The organism is Ruminococcoides bili, assembly GCF_040093295.1.
In the GTDB taxonomy this organism is placed as follows: Bacteria; Bacillota; Clostridia; order Oscillospirales; family Acutalibacteraceae; genus Ruminococcoides; species Ruminococcoides intestinale_A.
The window spans coordinates 36920-60915 of record NZ_JBBNJY010000003.1 but is presented as its reverse complement, the minus strand read 5'-3'; the positions used below and the strand labels follow the sequence as shown (position 1 = coordinate 60915).

General features: G+C 36.7%; 24 protein-coding genes, 1 other RNA gene and 1 pseudogene. 16 read left to right on the top strand and 10 right to left on the bottom strand.

The window, feature by feature from the left end:
- Positions 1–29 precede the first annotated feature (29 nt).
- The 14 genes from AAAY30_RS01690 (at position 30) to AAAY30_RS01625 (ending at position 15109) form a co-directional block, all read left to right on the top strand.
- Positions 30–1796 carry a Na/Pi cotransporter family protein gene (locus tag AAAY30_RS01690; protein WP_499215738.1) on the top strand — a complete coding sequence of 589 codons (1767 nt, stop codon included), beginning with the start codon at positions 30–32 and terminating at the stop codon, positions 1794–1796.
- 115 nt (positions 1797–1911) lie between these two features.
- Positions 1912–2700, top strand: coding sequence for an MBL fold metallo-hydrolase (locus tag AAAY30_RS01685; RefSeq protein ID WP_499215737.1), 789 nt, complete (start codon positions 1912–1914; stop codon positions 2698–2700).
- Positions 2701–2709: 9 nt separating this feature from the next.
- Positions 2710–3195 (top strand): 23S rRNA (pseudouridine(1915)-N(3))-methyltransferase RlmH, encoded by a 486-nt coding sequence (gene rlmH / locus AAAY30_RS01680; RefSeq protein ID WP_443719448.1) that lies wholly within the window; start codon positions 2710–2712, stop codon positions 3193–3195.
- A 9-nt stretch (positions 3196–3204) separates the two neighbouring features.
- Complete coding sequence (locus tag AAAY30_RS01675; RefSeq protein ID WP_499215736.1) at positions 3205–4941, top strand: Rqc2 family fibronectin-binding protein; 1737 nt, start codon at positions 3205–3207, stop codon at positions 4939–4941.
- Positions 4942–5047: 106 nt separating this feature from the next.
- Positions 5048–5170, top strand: coding sequence for a hypothetical protein (locus AAAY30_RS01670; RefSeq protein WP_271229648.1), 123 nt, complete (start codon positions 5048–5050; stop codon positions 5168–5170).
- Between the two features lie 153 nt (positions 5171–5323).
- Entirely contained in the window at positions 5324–6460 is a 1137-nt protein-coding gene (locus tag AAAY30_RS01665; RefSeq protein ID WP_295027124.1) for an exonuclease SbcCD subunit D, read from the top strand.
- Positions 6457–9225 carry an AAA family ATPase gene (locus AAAY30_RS01660; RefSeq protein ID WP_412122661.1) on the top strand — a complete coding sequence of 923 codons (2769 nt, stop codon included), beginning with the start codon at positions 6457–6459 and terminating at the stop codon, positions 9223–9225. The genes AAAY30_RS01665 and AAAY30_RS01660 overlap by 4 nt, the downstream gene beginning before the upstream one ends.
- Positions 9226–9337: 112 nt before the next feature.
- Complete coding sequence (locus AAAY30_RS01655) at positions 9338–10288, top strand: TAXI family TRAP transporter solute-binding subunit (protein ID WP_337380695.1); 951 nt, start codon at positions 9338–9340, stop codon at positions 10286–10288.
- A 20-nt stretch (positions 10289–10308) separates the two neighbouring features.
- Positions 10309–11496 carry a sodium/glutamate symporter gene (gltS, locus tag AAAY30_RS01650; protein ID WP_302191079.1) on the top strand — a complete coding sequence of 396 codons (1188 nt, stop codon included), beginning with the start codon at positions 10309–10311 and terminating at the stop codon, positions 11494–11496.
- A gap of 15 nt (positions 11497–11511) precedes the next feature.
- Positions 11512–11691, top strand: coding sequence for a hypothetical protein (locus AAAY30_RS01645; RefSeq protein WP_022234618.1), 180 nt, complete (start codon positions 11512–11514; stop codon positions 11689–11691).
- A gap of 153 nt (positions 11692–11844) precedes the next feature.
- Positions 11845–12191, top strand: a transfer-messenger RNA (tmRNA) gene (ssrA, locus tag AAAY30_RS01640).
- A 369-nt stretch (positions 12192–12560) separates the two neighbouring features.
- Entirely contained in the window at positions 12561–13199 is a 639-nt protein-coding gene (locus AAAY30_RS01635; protein WP_295027128.1) for a leucine-rich repeat protein, read from the top strand.
- Between the two features lie 16 nt (positions 13200–13215).
- Positions 13216–14211: a hypothetical protein gene (locus tag AAAY30_RS01630; protein WP_302191077.1), complete on the top strand. Its 996-nt coding sequence runs from the start codon at positions 13216–13218 to the stop codon at positions 14209–14211.
- Positions 14201–15109: an ADP-ribosylglycohydrolase family protein gene (locus AAAY30_RS01625; RefSeq protein WP_499215719.1), complete on the top strand. Its 909-nt coding sequence runs from the start codon at positions 14201–14203 to the stop codon at positions 15107–15109. The genes AAAY30_RS01630 and AAAY30_RS01625 overlap by 11 nt, the downstream gene beginning before the upstream one ends.
- A 138-nt stretch (positions 15110–15247) precedes the next feature.
- On the opposite strand, the gene AAAY30_RS01620 is transcribed toward AAAY30_RS01625, so the two are convergent.
- From AAAY30_RS01620 to AAAY30_RS01600, 5 genes are all read right to left on the bottom strand, one after another.
- Positions 15248–15613 carry a DUF1643 domain-containing protein gene (locus AAAY30_RS01620; protein ID WP_295027133.1) on the bottom strand — a complete coding sequence of 122 codons (366 nt, stop codon included), beginning with the start codon at positions 15611–15613 and terminating at the stop codon, positions 15248–15250.
- Complete coding sequence (locus tag AAAY30_RS01615) at positions 15591–15938, bottom strand: hypothetical protein (RefSeq protein ID WP_295027135.1); 348 nt, start codon at positions 15936–15938, stop codon at positions 15591–15593. Before AAAY30_RS01615 ends, AAAY30_RS01620 begins: the two co-directional genes overlap by 23 nt.
- A 349-nt stretch (positions 15939–16287) precedes the next feature.
- A complete protein-coding gene (locus AAAY30_RS01610; protein WP_302484294.1) occupies positions 16288–17895 on the bottom strand; it encodes a hypothetical protein in 1608 nt (535 codons plus the stop codon).
- Entirely contained in the window at positions 17882–18169 is a 288-nt protein-coding gene (locus AAAY30_RS01605; protein WP_295053510.1) for a hypothetical protein, read from the bottom strand. The genes AAAY30_RS01610 and AAAY30_RS01605 overlap by 14 nt, the downstream gene beginning before the upstream one ends.
- 44 nt (positions 18170–18213) lie before the next feature.
- On the bottom strand, positions 18214–18498 hold the full coding sequence (locus AAAY30_RS01600; protein ID WP_295027141.1) for a hypothetical protein: 285 nt from the start codon (positions 18496–18498) through the stop codon (positions 18214–18216).
- Between the two features lie 541 nt (positions 18499–19039).
- On the opposite strand from AAAY30_RS01600, the gene AAAY30_RS01595 reads away from it, so the two are divergent.
- The gene (locus AAAY30_RS01595; protein ID WP_295027142.1) at positions 19040–19414 is read left to right on the top strand and encodes a TnpV protein; all 375 of its coding nucleotides are present in this window, start codon (positions 19040–19042) and stop codon (positions 19412–19414) included.
- Between the two features lie 304 nt (positions 19415–19718).
- Here the strand turns inward: AAAY30_RS01595 and AAAY30_RS01590 are convergent, their stop codons facing one another.
- Genes AAAY30_RS01590 through AAAY30_RS01570 form a run of 5 tightly spaced genes read right to left on the bottom strand, consistent with a single transcriptional unit; the run spans position 19719 to position 23492 of the window.
- Entirely contained in the window at positions 19719–20654 is a 936-nt protein-coding gene (locus AAAY30_RS01590) for a DUF1848 domain-containing protein (RefSeq protein WP_295027145.1), read from the bottom strand.
- Complete coding sequence (locus tag AAAY30_RS01585) at positions 20655–21029, bottom strand: hypothetical protein (RefSeq protein WP_295027147.1); 375 nt, start codon at positions 21027–21029, stop codon at positions 20655–20657.
- A gap of 9 nt (positions 21030–21038) precedes the next feature.
- A complete protein-coding gene (locus tag AAAY30_RS01580) occupies positions 21039–21545 on the bottom strand; it encodes a hypothetical protein (RefSeq protein WP_303248397.1) in 507 nt (168 codons plus the stop codon).
- 6 nt (positions 21546–21551) lie between these two features.
- Complete coding sequence (locus AAAY30_RS01575; protein WP_303248396.1) at positions 21552–22703, bottom strand: helix-turn-helix domain-containing protein; 1152 nt, start codon at positions 22701–22703, stop codon at positions 21552–21554.
- Between the two features lie 30 nt (positions 22704–22733).
- A complete protein-coding gene (locus tag AAAY30_RS01570; protein ID WP_295027153.1) occupies positions 22734–23492 on the bottom strand; it encodes a DUF5986 family protein in 759 nt (252 codons plus the stop codon).
- A gap of 208 nt (positions 23493–23700) precedes the next feature.
- Here AAAY30_RS01570 and AAAY30_RS01565 point away from each other — a divergent pair.
- Positions 23701–23952: pseudogene (locus tag AAAY30_RS01565) on the top strand (TnpV protein); the annotation flags it as partial.
- Positions 23953–23996 lie beyond the last annotated feature (44 nt).

Below are 23996 nucleotides of genomic sequence, written 5' to 3'. Positions count from 1 at the left end.
ATTACAAAGGAAAAGGAGAGTTTAGGGATATGGATATTTTTTCGATTCTTCAGCTGTTGAGTGGCTTGGCACTCTTTTTGTATGGTATGAATACAATGGGTGACGGCCTTGAAAAATTCTCGGGCGGTAAACTTGAAAAAACTCTTGAAAAAATGACTAACAATACTTTCAAGGGATTTTTGCTCGGTGCAGCCGTTACAGCTGTTATACAGTCATCATCCGCTACTACGGTTATGGTAGTCGGCTTTGTAAACTCCGGTATTATGAAGCTAAGACAGGCAATAGGAATTATTATGGGTGCTAATGTCGGCACAACAGTTACAGCGTGGATTTTAAGCCTCTCGGGTATTGAGGGCGACAGCGTATTTATGCAACTGCTTAAACCGACATCTTTTTCTGCTGTTTTCGCTTTTATAGGCATAATTCTTATTATGTTTACAAAGAGCGACAGTAAGAAAAACCTTGCGTCTATTCTTTTGGGATTTGCAATTTTAATGTTCGGTATGGATTCTATGAGTTCTGCGGTAGCACCTCTTTCTAACGATCCTAACTTTGCAAATCTTCTTACAGTCTTTAATAACCCTGTATTCGGTATTATTGCAGGTGCATTGCTCACAGCAATTATCCAGAGTTCAAGCGCATCGGTCGGAATATTGCAGGCACTTTCCAAAACAGGTGCGATTACATACTCAATGGCAATTCCGATTGTAATGGGTCAGAATATAGGTACTTGCGTAACTGCCTTGATTTCTTGTATAGGTGCAAAGAAAAACGCTAAGCGTGCTGCTTTGGTACACCTTTATTTTAATATTATAGGTACACTTGTAATTTGTGCGCTGTTCTACGGTTCAAATTTAATATTCCAATACGGATTCCTGGACGATGTAGTTGCCGAGGCAAATATCGCTGTTATCCATACAGCATTTAACATTGCAGCAACAGCTATGTTACTTCCTTTTACACGCCAGCTTGAAAAACTCGCTTGCCTTACAATTAAGGATACGGAAGAAGAAAGTGAAACACCATTCCTCGACGAGCGTTTCCTCAACACACCTTCACTTGCAACAGACCGTGCTTTAAATGTTACGGAAAAAATGGCAAGACTTTCGGAGGGTACACTTCTCGGCGCACTTGAAATGGTTGGTAATTATAACGAAAAAGCGGCTGACACCCTTTCTGAAAACGAAGACACAATTGATATGTACGAAGATGTAATTTCGACATATCTTGTAAAACTAAGTCAGAAAAATCTTTCTGAAAACGACAGTAAAAGTGTTCAGAGAGTTTTGCACGGTATAGGTGATTTCGAGAGAATCAGCGACCACGCAATGAATATTGTCGGTGCCGCAAAAGAAATTGAGGAGAAAAAAGCGGTTTTCTCCGAAGGGGCTATGGCGGGTCTTAATGTTATGATGGACGCTATAAAAGAGATTATAAATAATGCAACGCTTGCATTTATCAATAACGATGTAAAACTTGCGGCGAAAGTTGAACCTCTTGAACAGGTTATTGACCGCATCAGAGATAAACTTAAAGAGGCTCATGTTAAGCGTCTTACAAACGGCGAATGTACAATAGAACTCGGATTTATTTTCTCTGACCTTATTACAAGTATGGAAAGAGTTTCCGACCATTGTTCAAACATTGCGGTCGGTGTTATTGAAATCAACAACAACGGCTACGATGCACACGAATATTTGCACGAACTTAAAAATTCCGATGATATTCAGTACAACGCAGACTATAAGGAATACAAGAAAAAATATGCACTTCCCGCAGCTGCTTTGAAAAAATAATTTATTTAACCCACAGCAAATTTCAGCTGTGGGTTTTTTATTATGCAGATGACAAAATGTGAATTTTGTGTTATTATATATTATTATGACTATTGTTGAATAGGGGTAGATTAGTTTGGCAAAAGCAGTCCCGCTTTTTAGCGGCAGTAAAGGTAACAGTTATTTTCTGGGTACGGCAACACAGGGCGTGCTGATAGACGCAGGTCGTTCATGCAAACATATTGAAAATGCATTACTTACAAATTCAATAGATCCACGCATAATAGGTGCGGTATTTATTACCCACGAGCATACAGACCATTGCAGTGCCGTAAAAGTGCTTGCATCACGCTATAATTTTAAGGTGTATGCAAGTCAGGGTACACTTGAGGCGCTTGAAAGGGCAAATCGTCTGGATAACCGCTTTGAAACCGAGGTTATCGAAAACGAAGTTGCAGTAGGCGATATGCTTATTAAAAGAATCGATACTCCGCACGATGCCGCTGAAAGCTGTTGCTACAGTGTTACGCTTGCAGACGGAAAGACTGCCACAATAGCAACTGATATGGGATATATGACCGATGATGTAAGAAATGCCGTTGCACACAGCAATTTTGCGGTTATTGAGTCAAACCACGATGTTGATATGCTGAAAAACGGCCCGTATCCGTTTGTACTCAAAAAGCGAATACTCTCTAAATACGGTCATTTGTCTAATCCTGATTGTGCCGCCGAGCTTGCGGGACTTGTGCAGTCAGGTACTTTAAGACTTATGCTCGGTCACTTAAGCGAGCAAAATAATACTCCCTCAATAGCGCTTAATACAGCTGTAAACGAACTTTCAAAGTACGGAATGAATAGGGGAATAGATTATACTCTCGATGTAGCGCCCGTAGAAACTAATGCTAAATCGGTAATTTTTTAATGGTGAAAGATGATTAGAATAAATATAATTTGTATAGGAAAAATTAAAGAGAAATATTTTACAGACGCAATTTCCGAATACGCAAAACGACTTACTGCCTTTTGTAAATTTGCGGTAGTTGAACTTGCGGAAGAAAAAATAAGAAATAACAATCCGAACGGGGCTGAAATTTCAGAGGTAATTGAGGCAGAGGGAGAAAGAATACTTAAGAAAATCGGTGCAGGTGATTATGCGGTGGCAATGTGCATTGAGGGCAAACAGCTTTCAAGCGAAGAACTTTCTGCAATGCTCAACAATGCGGCAATTACAGGAAAAAGTACGGTGGATTTTATTATCGGCGGAAGTTACGGACTTAGCAATAAGGTAAAAAACAGAGCGGATTTCAAACTTTCTATGAGTAAAATGACATTTCCTCATCAGATGGCAAGAATGGTACTGTCGGAACAGATTTACCGTGCGTTTGAAATTTCTACCAACGGCAAATATCATAAATAGAGGTAAAAGATGGCTTTAGACGGAATTTTTTTAAGATATATAAAACACGAAATAGAAACCGAGGCGCTCGGTGCCAGGGTATCGCAGATTTATCAGCCGAACAGAGATGAACTTGTATTTGCGATGCGTACCTTTAACGGCAATAAAAAACTTTTGCTTTCGGCAAGGGCAAATTCACCAAGGGTGCATTTTTGCGGCAATACACCTGAAAATCCCGCTTCACCGCCTATGTTTTGTATGCTTTTGCGTAAGCGTATCGGCGGCGGAAAGCTGGTTGCGGTTCGTCAACAGGAATGTGACAGAGTGCTGTTCCTTGATTTTGAATGTGTAAACGAACTCGGCGATACCGTTCTAATAACAGTAGTTTGCGAAATTATGGGAATGTACAGCAATATTATTATTGTGGATTCAAACGGAGTAATTATTGATTCCCTCAAGCGTGTTGACCTGACTATGAGCAGCCGTAGACTTGTGCTTCCAAATATAAAATACGAACTTCCCGAGGCGCAGGATAAACTTTCAATTCTTAAACATTCGGCAGAAGAAATAGCGGAAAAAACAGTTGATTTTGACGGCGAAATGATGCTTAACAAGGCACTGCTAAGGGCAATTCAGGGTGTATCGCCTCTTGTGTGCAGAGAACTTGAGTACAGAGTGGGCGAGGGCACAACTACCCGTATGGATAAACAGCATTATGACAGACTTGTTGATGTGCTCAATAATTTGTATGTAAATGTTAATAAATATGCAGGCAAACCGTGTATGGTTATAAGAGATGACGGCAAGCCGATTGATTTTACATTTACAGATATTGAGCAATACGGAAATTTTGCTCAAATAAAGCACTTTGACACATATTCACAACTTCTTGACAGCTTTTACGAAACCAGAGATTCAAGAGAGAGAATGAGGGTCAAATCTCAAGACCTTACAAAAATGCTTGTTAATTTAAGCGAAAGAATTTCCCGTAAACTTGCAAAGCAAAAGATTGAACTTAAAGAATGTGCAAATCGTGAACAGCTTAGAATAAACGGCGATTTGTTGCAGGCAAATCTCTACCGTATTGAGCGTGGCGCATCTTTTGCGGAAGTGGAAAATTTTTACGATGAAAATATGTCGCTTATCCGCATAAAACTCAATCCTGCAATTTCTCCGGCGGCAAATGCTCAAAAATATTATAAAGATTATCAAAAAGCGAAAAATGCAGAGCATATTTTGACCGAACAGATTGAGAAAGGCAGGTCAGAGCTTGAATACATTGATTCTGTACTTGATACGGTAAGCCGTGCGGAGAGTGAGCGTGAACTTGCGCAGATAAGGGAAGAGCTTACCGAGCAGGGATATTTACGCAAACAAAAGGGCAAGCAAAGACAGCAGGCGGCACTGCCGCCGCTTGAATTTACTTCAAGTGACGGATTTAAAATTTTGGTAGGCAGAAACAATACTCAAAATGATAAACTTACATTAAAAATTGCAAATAAAAATGATATGTGGCTGCACACAAAAGATATTCACGGTTCGCATACAGTTGTTTTTGCGGAAGGCAGAGAAATTAGCGATACCGCAATTTTAGAGGCGGCACAGCTTGCCGCATATTACAGTAAAGCAAGAGAAAGCAGTCAAGTGCCTGTAGATTACACGCTTGTGCGTTATGTAAGCAAGCCAAGCGGTGCAAGACCGGGTATGGTTATTTATGTAAATAACAAAACTGTTTATGTCACACCGAAAGCAAATATTTCCGAATAAAAAACTCGGCAATCTTTACGGTTGCCGAGTTTTGTGCTGTCAGTTAATATAATCAAGATATTTTAAGAACCGTTTTACGGCAGGTACGAATTATTTCAGAAATCAGATGGTACTTAAAGGCGAAAGCGATAAAGCGGTAAAGCCTGTTCTCAACAATCCGTCAACACCAAAGGGTGTTAAGTATTCGGGTACAATGACTTATGCGGTAGCTCTTACCGACGCTGAATAATTTACCTACACGCTGAAAAAGTTATCTAAACTTTTCCTTCCCTTACAGCAGATCGTTACACTACAGTAGCGGTCTGTTTTTATTTATAATATCTTTAATTTTCTAAAAAAGTATGTTATAATTAAGCAAAATAACAAAATTAGGAATGATGTTATGAAATTTATGCATTTATCCGATCTGCATCTCGGAAAGCGTGTAAACGGCTATTCTATGCTTGAAGATCAGAAATATATATTGATAAAAATTATAAATATAATTGACGAACAAAAGCCACAGGCTGTAATAATTGCAGGCGATGTATATGACAAACCTGTCCCTTCCGCAGAGGCTGTACAGTTGTTTGATGACTTTTTATACAAACTTACTGAAAGAAGTTTGCAGGTAATTGTAATAAGCGGTAATCACGATTCGCCGGAGCGTATTGCGTTTGGTTCTCGTTTTATGGGTAAAAGCGGAATACATATGTCACAGGTGTATAACGGCAGTACGGATTTTGTTTCGCTTACAGATGATTACGGAAAAATTAATTTTTATCTTTTACCGTTTATTAAGCCGTCAAATGTAAGAAGATTTTTTGAAGATGAAGAAATCAATACCTATACCGAAGCAATTCGTGTGGCAATATCAAATATGAACATAGATAAAAATGCCAGAAATGTAATTGTTACACATCAGTTTGTAACAGGCGCAGAACGCTCGGATTCCGAAATTATCGCAGTAGGCGGAACCGACAATGTGGATTCGTATGTTTTTGACGATTTTGATTATGTGGCGCTCGGTCATATTCACCGTCCGCAAAATGTCGGTAAATCTACTGTTCGTTATTGCGGTACACCGTTAAAATATTCGTTTTCGGAAATAAATCACGAAAAATCCGTTACAATAGTTGAAATTAAAGAAAAAGAAGATATAGATGTTACGACAATACCGCTTATTCCTTTGCATGATATGCGAGAAATAAAAGGAAGTTACGATGAACTTGTAAACAGAGAAAACTATGAGGGTACTGCCACAGAAGATTATCTGCATATTATACTTACAGATGAAGATGATGTGCCGTATGCGGTAGAAAGACTGCGCAATATTTATCATAATTTAATGAAACTTGATTATGACAATACGAGGACAAGGTCATCGTATGACATCACGCAGGCGCAGGGAACTGAAAGAAAATCGGAAATTGAATTAGTTTCGGAGTTTTTTGAAAAACAGAACGGAAAGCAAATGACAGAACAACAGCTTGAATATGCAAGTGATTTAATAGAACAGATAAAGGAGGAGTCATTGTGAGACCGATAAGACTTGTTATGTCTGCATTCGGCCCGTATGCGGGTAAACAGGAAATAGATTTTGACAAGCTTGGAGTCAGCGGTCTGTATCTGATTACGGGCGACACAGGCGCAGGTAAAACCACAATTTTTGACGGTATAAAATATGCGCTTTACGGTGAAGCAAGCGGAAACAACCGTGATTCATCTATGCTTCGTTCAAAATATGCGGATAACGATACTCCTACAACAGTTGAACTGACCTTTGTAAACGGCAACAAGCAGTATACCGTGAAACGCAATCCCGAGTATGAAAGGAAAAAGGCGAGAGGAAACGGTTTTACAAAACAATCGGCAGGCGCAGAATTGGTGTTGCCCGACGGCAGAGTAGAAACCAATAAAAAGGTTGTTGATACAAAAATTGAAGAAATACTCGGTGTAAACGACGCTCAATTTTCACAAATTGCAATGATAGCACAGGGAGATTTTCTAAAACTTCTGCTTGCCGATACCAAGGAAAGGCAGAAAATTCTAAGAAATATCTTTAAAACAGACATATATCTTGAATTTCAGGACAGAGTAAAATCCGATTTCAGCAAAATAAAAGACGAACTCAAAATAAAAAAAGTAAGCGTAGATAACGATATAAAAAATATCGGATGCAGTGAAGAAAATGTGCTGTATATAGAAACCCAAAAGGCTAAAAACGGCGAATTATCGGTGGTTGAGGTAATTGAACTTATAAACAAAATTATTGACGAGGATACGCAAAAATCAAAATTATTATATCAGCAGACCGAAAAATCAGAAGAAAAAATCAGCAGTATTACTGAAATAATTTCAAAAGCCGAGGAACAGAATAAAAACCGTGAATTGCTTGCAACGGCAAAAAATAAGTACGAGCAGGCATTGCCGAAATCTGAAGAATTAAAAAAGCTCTATGATATTGAAAAGCAGAAAGAGCCGATTACACAGGAAATTGAAAAGAATGTAACTATACTTGAACAACAGCTTAATGATTATGATGAACTTGATTTGTTGGAAAATAAAATCAAGAGTAATTCAAATAATCTTGAAAAATGCAAAATCGACTGTCAGACAAACGAAACTAAACTTGCGGAATATAATTCAAGTTTAAAGTCATATGAAAAAGAGAGTTCTGAACTTGAAAATTCTTCAGAAAATAAAGTGAAATTCAGTACTGAACTTGAAAAAATCGCTGCCAAAGAAACTGAATTTGTAAGTCTGCAAGAAGAGATAAAAAATCTTGAAATAATTAAAAAAGCATTTTTAACTGCTCAAAAGGAATACAGCGTCGCTCAAGAAAAAGCTACTGTCAAAAAAGAAATTGCAGATAAAATGCGCCTTGAGTTTAACAGTGAGCAAGCGGGTATAATAGCAGAAACCTTGGTTGACGGTGAGCCTTGCCCCGTATGCGGTTCTTGCACTCATCCGCATAAGGCGGAAAAGGCTGTGAACGCACCTACCGAATCAGAGGTAAAAAAGTCCGAAAAAGACGCAAAAGATTTACAGGATAAGGCAAATGTTTTAAGCAGTAAAGCAGGCGAGAAAAAAGGCATTTACGACAATGCAAAAAACACTGCGGAGAATAATTTCGAAAAGTTAAAAACAGATGCTGATTTTAAAAATGCCGAAACGGTAATATCGGAAAAACTCAAAGAAATATCCGAGCAAAAGCAGGATTTAAATTTAAAAATTGCCGAAGAAAATAAAAAATTAGGACGAAAAGCCGAAATTTTAAAATTAACGGAAGATACCAAAGAAAAAATCAGCAAAATTAATGAATCAATTACAAATCTTAAGGCTGATATATCTTCATATTCTGCAGCTATAGATGAGCAAAATAAACGAAAGGAAAATTTACGGGGAAAACTTAAATTTGAAAACAAAACAGCGGCTTTAAACGAGAAATCAAAACTTGAAAAGAAAATTGAACAAAACAAAGCCGAATTGTTAAAAGCCGAAAATGCGTATAAAGAGTGTGAAAAATCAGTCAATGAATTTAAAACGCAAATAACACAACTAAACGATATTTTAAAAGATGTTGAAGAGATTAACATTGACGAGAAAAAACAGGAGAGAGATACTGTTTCAAAAGAGAAAAAACAGATTACGGATTTAAACAATATAATCACACAGCGTATAATTGCAAATAATACCGTTCTTAAAAATCTTTCTGCTCAAGCGGCAGATCTTGCAAAGCTGGAAGAAAGGTGGAAACTTATAAATTCACTTTCCGATACGGTAAACGGCAACATAACGGGTAAGCAGAAAATCACTCTTGAAACTTATATTCAGACTGCATTTTTTGATAAAATAATAGCTCGTGCAAATGTTCATCTTATGAAAATGTCGGGAAGTAAATACGACCTCAAACGAAAAGATGTTGCGGATAATTTAAGTAGTAAAAGCGGACTTGACTTAAATGTTATTGACCATTACAACGGTACGGAGCGAAGTGTAAAAAGTTTATCGGGCGGCGAATCCTTTATTGCATCGCTTTCACTTGCGCTTGGACTTTCCGATGAGATACAGGCATCGGCAGGCGGCATTAAAATGGAAACAATGTTTGTCGACGAAGGATTCGGTTCGCTTGATGAAGAAACTTTAAGACAGGCAATGCAAGCACTGTCGGGACTTTCGGAAAATAATCGACTTGTCGGTATCATATCTCATGTGGCTGAACTTAGAAGTGAGATAGACAAACAGCTTGTCGTAACTAAAGAAAAGTCAGGCGGCAGCAAGGTTGAATTGAAACTTAATTAGCAATTTGCAGGTTTGACATTTTTACACTAAATATGTTATAATCAATTGTAAATATCGGGGAATTGTACGCTGTTTACAATTCCTCTTTTCTATTAAAAAAAGAGGCGGTAAGATGAAAAAAATTATTGCACTTCTGCTTGTTGTGTTAACTGTTTTGCTTTGCGGTTGTTCGATGGGGGACGGAAGTATTCGATTCGGAGCGGCAGGTTTGGGCGGTGTTTATCACCAGGCGGCAACTTCATTAAAACAGCTTGCCGAAAATGACAGCGCTCTTAAGATTGAAGTAAAGACCACAGCAGGCTCTGCGGCAAATGTTCGTTTGCTGTCACAAGGTTATCTTGATGCGGCAATTGCTCAATCTGATATTATAAGCGATGCATATAACGGAGAAAATTCATTTAAAACAGCATATAAAGATTACAGCGCTGTTGCGGCTCTTTACACCGAAGTGTGCCATATTATAGTAAGGGCAGATTCTGACATTAACAGCGTTCATGATTTACTCGGTAAAACGGTCAGCGTCGGTGAAGAGGAATCGGGTTCACAACTCAATGCAAAACAGATTTTATCCGCATACGGTTTGAATGAAAAAATGGTTAAAGAGGAAAACTTTAATTATGCGGATTCAGCCAAGGCACTCGTATCGGGTGAGGTTGACGCTTTGTTTTGGACAGTCGGCATAAACGCCACAGTTGTGGAAGAACTTTCAAGACAGTGCGACATAAAACTTCTTAGCATTGACAAAGAAGCGTCAGACAAGCTTAAATCAGCGTATTCGTACATTGACTGCAAGGTTGACGGAAACACATACAACGGTCAGACTAAGGATGTAAATACCATTGGAGTAAAATCGGTACTTATTGTAAGTGACAGACTTTCAAATGATAAGGTGAAAACACTTACAAAACTTGTGTTTGATAACGCAAACGAACTTCAGCTTACTGTTTCGGCTGACCTTGATATTATAGAAAAAGATGCCGTAACAGGTGTAAATATTCCGTTCCACAGCGGTGCGGCAGAATATTACAGTGAAAAAGGCATTGAAGTAAAAACAGCAGAATAACTGCGAAAGGAATGTAAACATTGAGCATTACACTTGATATGTATCAGACAATCGCAGTTGCTGTAGTTGTACTGATATTAGGAGCTTTCCTTAAAAGAAAAATTTCTTTTCTTGAAAAATTCTGTATTCCCGCACCGGTAATCGGCGGATTGATATTCGCAATATTTACTTTGATTTGCTATTCTACAGGAATACTTGAAATTGATTTTGACGATACTTTAAAAGAAGTATGTATGGTATTTTTCTTTACCTCGGTAGGTTTCCAGGCAAACTTAAAGGTACTTAAAAGCGGTGGAAAACCGTTGCTTATTTTTCTTGTACTTGTAATTGTTCTTATAATAACTCAGAACTTCACAGCCATAGGACTTGCAAATCTTCTCGGACTTGATTCGCTTACGGGTATGACAACGGGTTCAATCCCAATGGTAGGCGGTCACGGTACGGCAGGTGCATTCGGTCCGGTGCTTGAGGACTTCGGTATTAGCGGAGCAACAACTGTATGCACTGCGGCGGCAACATTTGGTCTTATTGCAGGTTCGCTTATGGGTGGCCCAATCGGCAACAGACTTATTAAAAAGCACAATCTTCTTGAAACAATCAAAAATGATGACGATACTCTTCTTGTTGAAGAAGAAGAAAAGCACGAAAGACATTTTTCGATGTATGCGCCGGCTGTATTTCAGCTTATAATTGCGGTAGGCATCGGCACGATATTTTCAAAATTGCTCTCGCTCACAGGTATGACATTTCCAATCTACATCGGAGCAATGATTGCAGCGGCAATTATGCGTAATATCGGCGAATACACAGGCAAAATCACAATTCATATGGGTGAAATTAACGACCTCGGCGGTATTTGCCTTTCGCTTTTCCTCGGCATTGCAATGATTACACTAAAACTCTGGCAGCTTGCTGACCTTGCACTTCCGCTTGTTATATTGCTTGCAGGACAGGTAGCTCTAATGTTCCTATTCTCTTATATTGTGGTTTTCAATGTAATGGGCAGGAATTACGATGCGGCGGTATTAGTAGCCGGTACTTGCGGATTTGGTATGGGCGCAACTCCTAACGCTATGGCAAATATGCAGGCAATCTGTGAAAAGTATGAGCCTTCTGTAAAAGCATATCTGATTATTCCTATAGTAGGCAGCTTGTTTGCAGATTTTCTTAACAGCCTTACAATCACATTCTTTATTAATCTGTTGTAAAATGGAGGTAATATTATGAAGGATAAGGATAAATATTTTGTAGAAACCGAAAACCTTGCTTTTCCTGAAATTCACACAGGTAAGGTAAAGCAAATATCAAGCGAAAAACCTAATGCCGACGAATCTGTTATTTATGATACAGTGGCAGTTCCCGAAATTCATATAAAAAAGAAAAAAGATAAGCACAGCAAATAATAACAAAGAGCCGTACATTAATTTGTGCGGCTCATTTTGTCAGTCTTTAAATAAAATTTGATAATTTAGCATATATGACAAAAAGTGATTGACAATGCTTGTTATATATAGTATAATGATAGTCTTAAAACAGGCTAAACTTTGTTTATATCCGGGGATGTAAAGGCTTCGACGGGGAGCGTGAACCTCGGTAAGCGAGCAGTGGTGCGGAGAGCCACTATAAAATCCGCAACTTTTAAAATAACTGACAAAACTACAGTTAGATTAGCAGCGTAAGCTGCTCGTTCCTGCATAGAGCACCACGGCTATGCAAGGGGCGTCGATTAGTGGTAAATGTGAATGCGGCAGTGCCTCGGGCAGCATCACACATTAGAGGCTACCGAGCCGTATAACCTGTTGTCGGGTGCTGCGGTAAGGGAATTTTAAAACGACAACTACGCTCGTAGAAAGCCTTGGCAAATACTTTTCGGACAGGGGTTCGATTCCCCTCATCTCCACCAAATAAGAACCGCAATTTTGATACAAAGCGTATCTTAATTGCGGTTCATTTTTATCTCTTAAAAACGGCTTGTAATCAGTATTTACGGCATTTTTGCCGATTAGTAAAGTGTCAGAGTGAATAAAAAATACGGCTGTTTTGTAATAAAAAAGGCAGCCGTTGAGTGTGTTTTTAGAGCCGATTTTTTATTCTGACACAAAACTTTTTGACCGTTTCATTTTTAAAAATAAGCGTTTCATTTTTCAAAATCAGAATTTATAACGGATGTCCTGTTTTTGGTTCATCTGTCTTGTTAAAATAAACACATAAATAAAAGAAAACTGATTGACTATTATGTAAAATAATGATACTTTTATTATGAGGTGATTGTATGTGTACTCCGCATTTTGAAATTCAGAACGGTGTTCTGACAAAGTGCAGAATGTCGGGAGTAGAAGAAAATGTGACTGTAACAATTCCTGACGGTGTAACAAGCATCGGAAAAGATGCTTTTGGGGGTTGTGACGCACTGAAAAGCATAACAATTCCTGACAGTGTGATAAGCATTGGGGATAAGGTTTTTGCTGGATGCACAACCTTGGAAAACATAACAATACCAAACGGTGTAATAAACATTGAAAATTATGCCTTTGCAGGATGTAATTCGTTGCAAAGCATAAATGTAAGCGAGGGTAATTCCAATTATTTGTCTTGTGGAGGTGTATTGTTCGACAAGTCCAAAAGCGTACTTATTAAATATCCGGAAGGGGAAAAAGATACATCTTATATCATTCCTGATGGCGTAACAAGCATAGGTGATTTTGCTTTTATGTATTGTATATCATTGAAAAGCATAACAATTCCCGAAAACGTTACAAGCGATGAGGTCACGGTGACAGTCAAGGTAAACCCGATTGCCATGAAAATGTGGGCACTGAAATATTCAAGGCATATCAAGGTCATTTTTCCGCAAAGCCTTGTTGATGAAATTAAGGCTGATATTGATTTTGCTAAGAAAAATTATGAATAAAAAGGAGTAATTATTGATGAAACAAATTAATTTAAACAAAATTAACTGCTGGATTATTAATCTTATGCCATTTCCTAAGGATGAAAGATATTCATCTGAGGTTTTACCTTTTCAACAAGAATGCATTAAAAATAATATTTTTGGTATGGGTTGGGCGACAAAAATAATTGACGAAATTGCAGACAACGAAGAGATTACTGAAGAAAACAAAGCAAAGTATGAATCAATGGTTGAAATAGACCGTCCTCAATACAAAGAATCATATAAGTCCGCACTTAAAATGTACCAAAACATTGCTGACGGCGATTTAGTGATAATGCGTCTGAAAAATTCTCATTTCTATTTAGGCAGAGTTGATGGCAAGGCAAAGTATATTCAAAGATTTTCTGTTAATGGTGCTAATAGGCTATCATGGGGATGTAATGTAAAGGAATGGTTTGAATTTGAAAATGAAGAAGAATTACCATCTGATATAATTGGAAGATTTTCACAAAGATATCATTCTACCATTCAGAGAGTTGCAAATAATAAATTAAAAATTATGATAATTGCATCTTATGAAAGAGCATCCAAGACTACGGAATTTAATATCCCTAAGCCCTTGTTAAATCAAGATAATTTTGTAACGAGTTTAAACTATATGGAGTTGGAGGACCTCGTTAGTCAGTTTATTTATGAAAGGCATTATAAAGAGGGATATATTTTATTGCCCTCTTCCTGTAAAATTAACAAACAAAATTATGAATTTAGCTTTGTAAGCGTAAATAGAAATCCTATAACCTGCCAGGTCAAAAATCAAAGTGACGACATTATTCCAAATGAATATAATGATGAAAAGAGTTATGATAAAATCTATCTTTTTTCAGGAAAATGGAAAGACGAGGATATTGATAAATATAGAAAAGAATATGTCGGCACAAATATTTATATAATTAGTAAGGAAGAATTGTATAACGAGTTAATGAAAAATTCATATCTAAAAGCTAAACTTGAAAAATTCTATGATATATAATAATTGCTCAGGTATTTGTTATGCCTGTAGGACAAACAATAATATTTTCGGCGCAATCTGCGGAGATATTTTAGGTTCAACATTTGAGTTTGAAAAGAAGAAATACAATAATATTTCAGAAATTGATTTGTTCAGAGACGGTAGCCATTTTACTGATGACACTGTGTTGACCCTTGCTGTTGCTGACTGGTTGTTGCATGATCTGAATGATTATGAAAATGATGATTACTTTAAAGACAAGTTAGTGAAAAGAATGGTTGACTATGTTTGCAGAAAATATAAAAATCAACCACTGGGATACGGATTTAGTTTTTGGCAATGGTGCAACAAAGCCTATCTGATTGATGAATACGAACCTTATAACAGTTTTGGAAACGGTTCTGCAATGAGAGTAAGTCCCGTTGGGTGTTTTTTTGACACTATGGAAGAAACTATGCGTTTTGCAAAATTATCTGCTGACATAACCCATAATCATCCTGAGGGCGAGAAAGGCGCAATGTGTATAGCGGCTGCAATTTTTCTTGCGAGAAACGGAAAATCTAAAGATGAAATTAAAGAATATATTATCAGAGAATTTGGCTATTCAGAACTTGATTTTTCGGTTGAAGTATTGCGTGAAAAAAGTAATTATAGTGTAACTTGTCAGGATACAGTTCATTTGGCAGTTGCTGCTTTTTTAGAAAGCACTGACTTTGAATCAGCTATAAAACTTGCAATTTCATACGGAAGTGATTCAGACACAATAGCTGCAATGGCAGGAAGCATCGCAGAAGCTTACTATAAAGAAATTCCTTTATACATTGCGAATTTTTGCAAGTGTAAACTTGATAAACATGCCGCTTGCTTGTGCAAAGAATTTTTTGATTTTGTAAACAAGCAATCTCAAAAAAACATATAAAAAACAATATCAGAACATTAAGGCAGGTGCAGAACTTGCCTTAATGTTCAAAGTAGGTTGAAAAATGTATCAACAGCGGTTTGATTGCAGCACAGTGGGGCAAAGTTAAAACGAAACTTAAACATAATAGACAAATATTCATAAACCGCAGGGAGTTGGATTCCTGCCATATGCAACTATTATTACATCTGCATTGTCACATTCTCTCATTACAAAAGAAGTGTTTGTTTTGTCTGTTTTAGGCAAAGGGTTGTCGATTGATGAGAAGAGATTGATTATTGAAACGGAGCCGAAATCATTTTTTACCGCTCCGTTTCTGACAAGCATGGTTGTTTGGTCAAAAATCAATTCATCGGCAGATGAGGGATAGGTCATTATTATTGCAAGCGACTTTTTGTTGCTGTCCCATTCTGCTTTCAACAAATAGCGGTCTTTTCTGTTTTTGGAAAAGACCGCTGTTGTTTTTACTGTGCTGTTTGTTTCAATTGTGTTCGCTATACTCATAGTTCAATACTCCTTTTTTAAAATAGTCAGCTTTGCCGACAATGTTTATTGCCCTGTCATTGTCAAGAACAATACATCCGTCAAGAAAATCATTGCCTATCAAGTCAATCCATTCAAATCTGCTTTCTGTTATTTTTGAGGATAAACCAAAACTTTTGTAATCGTCAAAGTCTTTTTCATTTTCAACATAAAAAATACCTCCGACTGTTTCAAGCGAACAATCAGATGTTTGTGTCAGAAGATTTGTGAAAAGATTTTTGATATACTTGGCAATGTAACAGTCCTTGATTTTTAATATATCATCAGGTGTAAATATTTCAATCATTTTCTTTTCCTCAGCTTTGTACCTGTGCAGAGAAGTGTAATAGCAGTTCCTGCACCTGTTGCAAACATTTCTACCGCTACTTTTGTTGTAAGTGCCATAATAAGTCCAAACATATTTTTTCCTCCAAATTAATTTTTTATGATGAGTTTTTCTGTTGCGAGTACAACGGTTGTTGTTACCGCAAAACCAAGTACAAACCAAAGTGCTTCCATTGTTCTGCTCCTTTCTGTCATTTATTTATGCAAAAATGCACCCACCGCCTTTTGGTGAGTGCATTTTCAGATGGTGAAAAATTATTTATTTTTTATATACACTTTTTGCAAATATATGCGTTTACTAAAAAATTGCATTACTTTCTTTTGTGGAAGAAACCACCGAATCCGCCTATGCCACCGTATGGACTTGACAAGCGTTTCCTCTTTTTCTCAAGATATTCTTTTGCTTCAACAGCTTCATCAATGTTTACGCCAAGATTTTTTATAATAAAATCTTTATATTTTTCGTATTCTCTGTCAAACTCCTCAATTGTAGAATATCGAAGTCCTTTTGCATATGATAAAGCTCTATCTTTTGCCGCTTGCTTTCTTGGAACGCTTGAAAATAATTTTGTTTTACAAAATTGTTTATCAAAATCACTTAGATATGTATTGATAGTTTCTAAATGCTTTTTAGAAACCTCAGAAGAAAATGTGTTGATAAATTTTTCTTTCTTTGCTAACAGGTCATTTTCATACGGCAATATCGGATTTGATTTTAAAGGCTGAATTTGTTTCATAAATTCAAGTATATCAGGTAATTCGCTTCTTGAAAAATCAGCACTTTCTCTTGTTTCACAGACCACACCGTCAACTGTTCGATATTTTAAATCAAAATCATCAAGTACGGAATTTATGTATGTAATACATTCGGACTCATCTGTAATGTCAAGTCTTATGTTTTTGCAATATTCGATTAAATCGTGTTTAGCTTTAACGGCATCTTCTTCTGTTGTACCCTGATTCTTTTTTACATAGTCAAGTGCCATAGATTCCTTTATTGCAGAAAAACCGTCTATGTCGAAGTATTCTGCCAATGTACTCAAACTTCCGTCATCACCGTAATTTTTTAATAAGTAATCATATATTTCAATGTTATACGGATTAAGAGAAAGTACATCTATGCAGATTTTTGAAATATTCTCTGAAGCAATTGAATTGCTTTTGAGGTTATTTATCAATCTTTGTGCTTTTTCGCTGTCGCAATCTTCAACATATCCCCAGTCATAATCTTGTCCGACTGTTTGCATAAATACCTCAATTACGGAATATGCTGAGTAATACACACCCTCAGAAAGTAAAATCTTAACTTCATTATTTTTGAATAATTTCTTCAGGTCTGATTCAGCCTGCATTTCGGTGAAAAAGTTGCCGACAGCATTTGCAACACTATGTGCCGCACCACTCGCCATATTCATAGCACCGACATCAATTTGATGGCTTATTGCAGTTATGGCATTTTCACCTATAGTAGCACCCTGCCAACGACCTCTGTTTTCTTTTCTTTGTTCTCTGTATTCTCTCTGAGCTTCAACATCACCCATAATAGAATACACTTTTTCGGCAACAGAGCAAAATCTTTCTTCAAATATTTCTGTGCAACCTGCGGATTCGATTAGTTCAGAAACGGCATTGGTGTCATAATCATATTCACCTAAATTTATAAAGGTATCTTTCAAATCTTCAACAACAATTGCCATACTGCTTTTAAAATCATCTTCTGCTTTAGAAATAATGTCCTCACAGTTATTATAGGATTTATAACCCTCATCAAACGAGTTTTGTGCTGATTTTGCAAGGCTTTTATACCATTTTCTTAAAGCATTGTATAAATTTCTTTCATTTGAAACTTTTATGTTGCCCACACATATATTAAATTTTTTTTCACAGTTTTCTTTTTGTAAAAATTCATTTAGATTCATTATTATCCTCCTGATTATTGTCAATTGGTTCGTTGTTGTCCATTTGCAGAGGCTTTTTCTTTTTTATTATGTAAACAATCAGAGCGACAATAGCTACAATTATTCCAATCCACCACGCTATATAGGAAATACAAATACTTGCTCCCCATAAAAGTACAAAAATGAATATTGCCAATGGTATGCAGTTTGTAATGGACGGAAACTTGTCTGCTATCAAAGCAAAAACAAATACTGCAATAATTAAACCTATGATTGAGATGATAATTTGTAACACTAAAATTCCTCCTAAGAATAAAAATATGATTTAAGCTGATTTGCTTAAATTGAGTTTAAATGATTTTTTAATAGTTTTCTGATTGTTCGTTCCGAATACGAGTATTTTGTCGCAATCAGATTGATTGATTCCGATGTTCCGTCATATGCCTTGAGTGCTTCTTCAAGGACAAATTCCTTAGAAAAAAGTCGGGTAGGAAAGTTTATCTGACTCCCTTTAAAGTTTTCATACAGTTTTACCACATTGTCAAAGCCTATGATTTCGCTCATTGTTTCATAAACTCCGTTTAATGTTGTGCGTTTTTGTTGATTTTTATCTATATCAATCACCTGCCTTGTTTCACCCTCTTTTTACATTATATAACAGCAAAATGGAAAAATCTTCCGTGCTTTTCCACGCAAAAGTGTAAAAATATATATAGACAAAAAATTCGGCAACAAAAAGTATATTGCAAGCCAAAACACCACACCACGCACTAAGCGTGAGATGTGGGGGAGGCAGTTTTAACTGCCTTGCAATATCCTTTTGTTTTGCCGAAAATTGGTGAGTTAAGGATATTCAAATTTATAGTATTTATATAGGTATTTATCACACTCCTTAAAAGCCTTTTAATTCACTCGGCAGACACAAGTATTTTTAAACCGTGACTTTCTCCGTGTCCGAATCATCTCCACCAAACAGGTATTGGACGAACACCTACTTTTTTGCAGGCGGCTTCGCCGTTAAATGTTCACTCTGATACAAACAGAAAACACCGCTTTAGATTAAGTTCTAAGGCGGTGTTTTGCTATACTCCAAAATCGGCACATTGGTGTTGTTTCCTGATTTTCTGTAAAATGAAAACACAATAAAACACAGGAGGAAAACACTATGGAAAAATCATTATTTGAACAGGTGGGTGGTACATATACTCAGGTTGGAGATTATCTGCTTCCAAACTTGACACTTACCGAAGAAGCACAGAAATCTATCGGCATTTGGGGACAACAACACGCACGGTACTTAAAACAGTACCACAAAGTCATCTATTATAACTATTTAACTTCAGGCAAATTAAATGCCTATCTTGCCGACATTGACGAACAAGCGGAAGAAATGTTTTCACGGCTGGTTAAAGATATGGCTGATAAGCAAGGTATCGATGAGAATCTTAAAGCCACTGATCAAATGGCGTGGGTCGGGAAAATGAACAATATCCGAAATGCCGCTATGGAGATTGTGAATGCAGAGTTAATATATTCTTAAGACGCAGCCCACAGATTCAAAACGAACCTGTGGGCGCTTCATTTTACTTATATTTTTATTATGGTTATCCACAACAAGTACCATTGACCGTATGTATTATATTATTTGGCTTCAAAATACATGAATTGTCAATCATGTGACCAGAAACTGTATTTGACACATATGTGTCTTTATTACTCAGCAGAGCATTTTCACTCATCATATAAATTTCCGTGTGATTTGTTTAACTTGATTGATTATTAGATATAAGTCTATGCGGACTATATTTTTTGCTAAATAATTAAATCTCGCAGTTCCATTAATATTAAAACAAATTCATTTGACAATTTCGGCATGAATGTACTTCTCTCTCCTTTATAACATCATCGTCTCCAATTGTACCAAATAGTAGCGGAGATGTTGGATCGTGGAGTCCAAAGTTATTGCATACTGCCTTTTGACTGAAATTGGCATAACAATACAAGCAGCCATTTTTGCAGGTGTTATATGTTCCTATATCGATGCTTGCAAAACATCCACACTCAGTGCGTTGATTTTTGTCCTTATCAATATCAAGTGTATATTGCCCGATTCGTTCTAGGCGATCTTTATCAATACAATGGGCATGCTTAATTCCGAATTTATCAAGGTCAATTTTTTCTGCACAGGTATCGATGTAAATCCCATATTGTGCAGCAATTTCAGAGAACTGTGTTACAAGTTGTTCGATTTGGATTTCTGTCGGAACTTGGATGTTAAGAGGCGAAATATTTCTTTGCGTATTTCTATATAAGTCAATAAAACTGATCGTGCATTTTTCTGTATATCCGGCAAGCTTATCAGCGAGCATTCTGAAATATTTTACATGGTAACCCAATGTATATTTTTGATTGAAAAAAATCGGATCGTATCTCCACACTACTTTGTCCTTCCCGATTTTTTGGGATAGTTTTTGAAAAGTCGGAATTACTATATTGTTTTTTGACGGAATATTGGGCTCAACATCCACACTATATGAATTCAGAGTAAATTGAAAATAGTAAATATATTGGTTGAGTTCATCCAATCTATTTAACATTGGTGTGGGATTCTTTGTCCAAAAAACTATCCCGTCAACTACATCGGGAGAAAGTGGTATTTTACTTATCTGATGGATATTCATAGGGTTTCTTACATAAACAAACCCATCTTTAAGTCTGTTAAAAAACCACTCCGAATAATATGTTGGTATATCTGTTCGTCGGCTGGCACTTATAATCATCTATTTTACCTTCTTTATTATCATCTGAGCACTTGCGCATGAATCATACGGATTATATTCATTTACAAATTGCGGATTTGCGACTATCAATGAATTGTCCTTATATTCTTCTCCGTAATTGTAGTGATTGGGTTTGTTATTATTCTTAAAATGTAAGCGTCTTTTGTTTGCATTATTTATTTGGTCAGCCAGTTCATCAAAGAGCTCACGCCCACCTCCCATTTGGGTTGAAAGATTAATATCATTCAAGACTATATATGTATTTTTCCTCATAGCGTCATTTACAAATGTTGCTAACTTGGAAATGAATTCATGTAGGCGAACTGAATCGCAGTGCTTTTCCATATCCGAAAACACATATTGAAAGACAATCAAATCGGGAATCTATTGGACTTCTGTGATTACATCGATAAGTTTCGTTACATCTTTGTAATAAAATTTGGGTATAATGATTGAAGGGCTACATCTCTTTATTTGCTCGTGAATATCAAACCATACATCTTTAGCTGGATCAATACCACGAAACTCGACAGAATCAAATTTGAATACACCATCCTGTCTTAAAAAATCCAGTGCGAATAAATCAGTACATGGACCGCAGCCAACAGACATTACTTTTATATGTGACTTATATTTCAAATCTTTTAAATTCGAAAACGCATTAATAAGTTCGGACATATATTTATATGAATATTTGCAAGTGTAATAACAAGCCATGTTGCTACAGTCATATTTTCTTGGTGCAGGTGCCGAAGTAGGCGTATGAATATAATGTAAACACCTTTCGCAGCTCCCTGGACAATTATCTCCATAACTACAATTATCACATCTATTACATTTGCTATTTCGGTACTTTGTATCACAAAAATCCACAATTTCATCAATCAGCATTATTAATCACTCCTTTGGCTTAAGAATCACCATTTTCACAGGCTCTGTATTTTGAACAGATAGCGTTCCCTTTGACAGATTGAGTAAAACTTCCAATTCGCTCGGATTCATAGCAAGTCCCATTTCGCTTAATTCGTCAACGAATTCTTTTTGTGTAAAAACTTTATTGTCAAGAAGAAGATCAACGGCATCTGAAAACAATGCCGGTTTTGCCGCTTTCATTGTATTATCAAGTGGCTCTGATTTCCGCCATCCCTTGTTTTGCATTATACGCATCATATACTGGTATTGACCTTGAGTGATAATGCCAAGATCGCAACTTCTGTAAAGCATTGCGGCAATAGACACTTTCCATTTGCGCTTAATCTGTTTGTAATAGTCTAAGTTTTGTGGATCCAACTCTACATCAGCTGCAAACGATGTTTCGGGCATTAAGAAAGCAGCAGCAAATTCATTCGCTTCCTTTTCTTTTGCCTTAAATTCCTCACGTGTAAGAACTTCTTCATCTTCACTCCATTCATGCAAAAGAATATGTCCCAACTCATGCGCAATGTCAAAATTAATTCGAGAAGCAGACTCTTTGTTACTGGAAAGAGCGATCAGATAGACATCTGTCCCATTCACATCGACATATTGACTAAATGCGTCAATGTCATCAGTATCAGTAGCGAAAGTAGTAACAACAATTCCGTTTTGCTCCACAGTACTCATAAGATTTTCTATTGGCTTATCTCCAAGTTTCCAATATTCTCGCAATACTTTTGCAACTTCGGTTGGTGAAAGAGTTTCTTCGCTCAGATCAGGCAAATTAAGTTCAGGAAATGTAACATATTCATTCAAAAAGGAATAGATAGCAGCAATGTGCTCCATCTTAATTTCTTGTGCCAGTCGGTACTTCTTACTTGTTTTCATAAGAGAACGGAAATAGGTTGCTCCTGTTTGAAGCTTCAAACGATTTTCCTGCGCAAAGTATTTATATGGGAAATTCAGAACATTTGAAATAGAAAGTATTTTATCAAAAGGAACATTTTCAATCTTTCCAGTTTCATATTGTGATATGGTCTGCTTGCTTACATTGATTTTTTGTGCCAATTCCTCAACTGTAAGCTCTCTATATTGACGTGCTGATTTCAGCCGATTACCATTAAATAATTTCATAATTATTACGCTCGCTTTCAGAATGGGGGATTATGCTTGTTTTTCTTTTTTCTTTTCCTTTAAGGCGACCAATCCTTTTTCTTTCAAACGATCAGTAGCTTTCGATTTCAGAGTGATTGTTGATTTGTTATGCTCCTGCTTAGCAGTCTCAATTTCGTTACTCATCACAGGCTTAGTCATATCAAGCCAGTTTTGTTGTTCTACAATATCCAAATCGCAATCTAAAATATAAGCTTGAAGAGAACTCAATGTTCCGTACTTGCTCGAAAAACAAACAAGAGCATGATGAAGTTCGTGATGCTCTATTGGGCAATCGAAACCTGAACACAAGTTGTCAAGAACTTTCATCAACTCAGTTCCGTTTTGCGACTCAGAGCTTGTTACATCATTTGAAAGTGTGAGCTGTTTATTGGTAGCTTGAAGTTCGTCGTTCAAGGCAATTAGCGAACGGATATATTGCGGCTGTTTTTCCGCTTTCAAATGTTTAATTGCCTCAAGGCGAGTATCCCTCATAAAAGAAATAAGTAATCCGCTTTCTACATCATAGAGCAATAATACAGTCCACATTCCTCGTACTGTTGTAGACCACTTGACGCTGACATTATCATCGCCAAAAGCATTAATAAGGTTTCGGTATATTAAATCCCAGTTCAGGAAGGGACCGGACACATGTGTTTTAAGTCCCATATATGCATCCGCTTCTTGACGGTCTTCACAAAGTGCTTGGAATATGCATTCATAAATTTTTTGTTTAATGTCATGAGAAATTTTGCCAAGAAAAATGTCCATATAAGTCTCTCCTCTACATTGGATTATTTGTCTATTATAATATCACAAAAATTGAATTTTGTCAAGTGCAACAAACGAATCAAAATAATATGTCTTGACTAAGAAAGAGAAATCTATTATAAGCTTATTGGAAACACTATTTTCCGTGGGTAGCTTGCCAAAGGAGGAGTCATAGCAGCACCCGTTTGTTAGTGGGGGACAGAGGCACGCAAGGTATCTTAAACAGCACCACAAAATTTTGTATTATAACTTACTGACAAGTGGTAAACTGAACAGCTACCTCGCCGATATTGAAGGGCAAGCGGAGAAGCTGTTTTCTCGGTTGATAACGGAACTTACCAAAAAAGAAGATGTAACCGAAGCACTAAAAGCTGAAAATCAAATGGAGTGGGTTCGATGGATGAATAGTATCCGTAGCGGAGTTGCTGAAATCATATATACCGACTTAATTGATATATAATCAACACTGAGAGAAGCTGAAAACTTACGATATTTTTTCAAAAC

Bases quoted from the DNA above. Each gene is read 5' to 3' on its own strand.
- rlmH (WP_443719448.1), top strand. From the start codon at position 2,710: ATGATTAGAATAAATATAATTTGTATAGGAAAAATTAAAGAGAAATAT.
- AAAY30_RS01575 (WP_303248396.1), bottom strand. From the start codon at position 22,703: ATGAAATTATTTAATGGTAATCGGCTGAAATCAGCACGTCAATATAGA.
- AAAY30_RS01635 (WP_295027128.1), top strand. From the start codon at position 12,561: ATGTGTACTCCGCATTTTGAAATTCAGAACGGTGTTCTGACAAAGTGC.
- AAAY30_RS01625 (WP_499215719.1), top strand. From the start codon at position 14,201: ATGATATATAATAATTGCTCAGGTATTTGTTATGCCTGTAGGACAAAC.
- AAAY30_RS01615 (WP_295027135.1), bottom strand. From the start codon at position 15,938: ATGATTGAAATATTTACACCTGATGATATATTAAAAATCAAGGACTGT.
- AAAY30_RS01620 (WP_295027133.1), bottom strand. From the start codon at position 15,613: ATGAGTATAGCGAACACAATTGAAACAAACAGCACAGTAAAAACAACA.
- AAAY30_RS01610 (WP_302484294.1), bottom strand. From the start codon at position 17,895: ATGAATCTAAATGAATTTTTACAAAAAGAAAACTGTGAAAAAAAATTT.
- AAAY30_RS01670 (WP_271229648.1), top strand. From the start codon at position 5,048: ATGGTACTTAAAGGCGAAAGCGATAAAGCGGTAAAGCCTGTTCTCAAC.
- AAAY30_RS01590 (WP_295027145.1), bottom strand. From the start codon at position 20,654: ATGATTATAAGTGCCAGCCGACGAACAGATATACCAACATATTATTCG.
- AAAY30_RS01675 (WP_499215736.1), top strand. From the start codon at position 3,205: ATGGCTTTAGACGGAATTTTTTTAAGATATATAAAACACGAAATAGAA.
- AAAY30_RS01595 (WP_295027142.1), top strand. From the start codon at position 19,040: ATGGAAAAATCATTATTTGAACAGGTGGGTGGTACATATACTCAGGTT.
- AAAY30_RS01690 (WP_499215738.1), top strand. From the start codon at position 30: ATGGATATTTTTTCGATTCTTCAGCTGTTGAGTGGCTTGGCACTCTTT.
- AAAY30_RS01580 (WP_303248397.1), bottom strand. From the start codon at position 21,545: ATGCTGATTGATGAAATTGTGGATTTTTGTGATACAAAGTACCGAAAT.
- AAAY30_RS01645 (WP_022234618.1), top strand. From the start codon at position 11,512: ATGAAGGATAAGGATAAATATTTTGTAGAAACCGAAAACCTTGCTTTT.
- AAAY30_RS01665 (WP_295027124.1), top strand. From the start codon at position 5,324: ATGAAATTTATGCATTTATCCGATCTGCATCTCGGAAAGCGTGTAAAC.
- AAAY30_RS01630 (WP_302191077.1), top strand. From the start codon at position 13,216: ATGAAACAAATTAATTTAAACAAAATTAACTGCTGGATTATTAATCTT.
- AAAY30_RS01570 (WP_295027153.1), bottom strand. From the start codon at position 23,492: ATGGACATTTTTCTTGGCAAAATTTCTCATGACATTAAACAAAAAATT.
- AAAY30_RS01655 (WP_337380695.1), top strand. From the start codon at position 9,338: ATGAAAAAAATTATTGCACTTCTGCTTGTTGTGTTAACTGTTTTGCTT.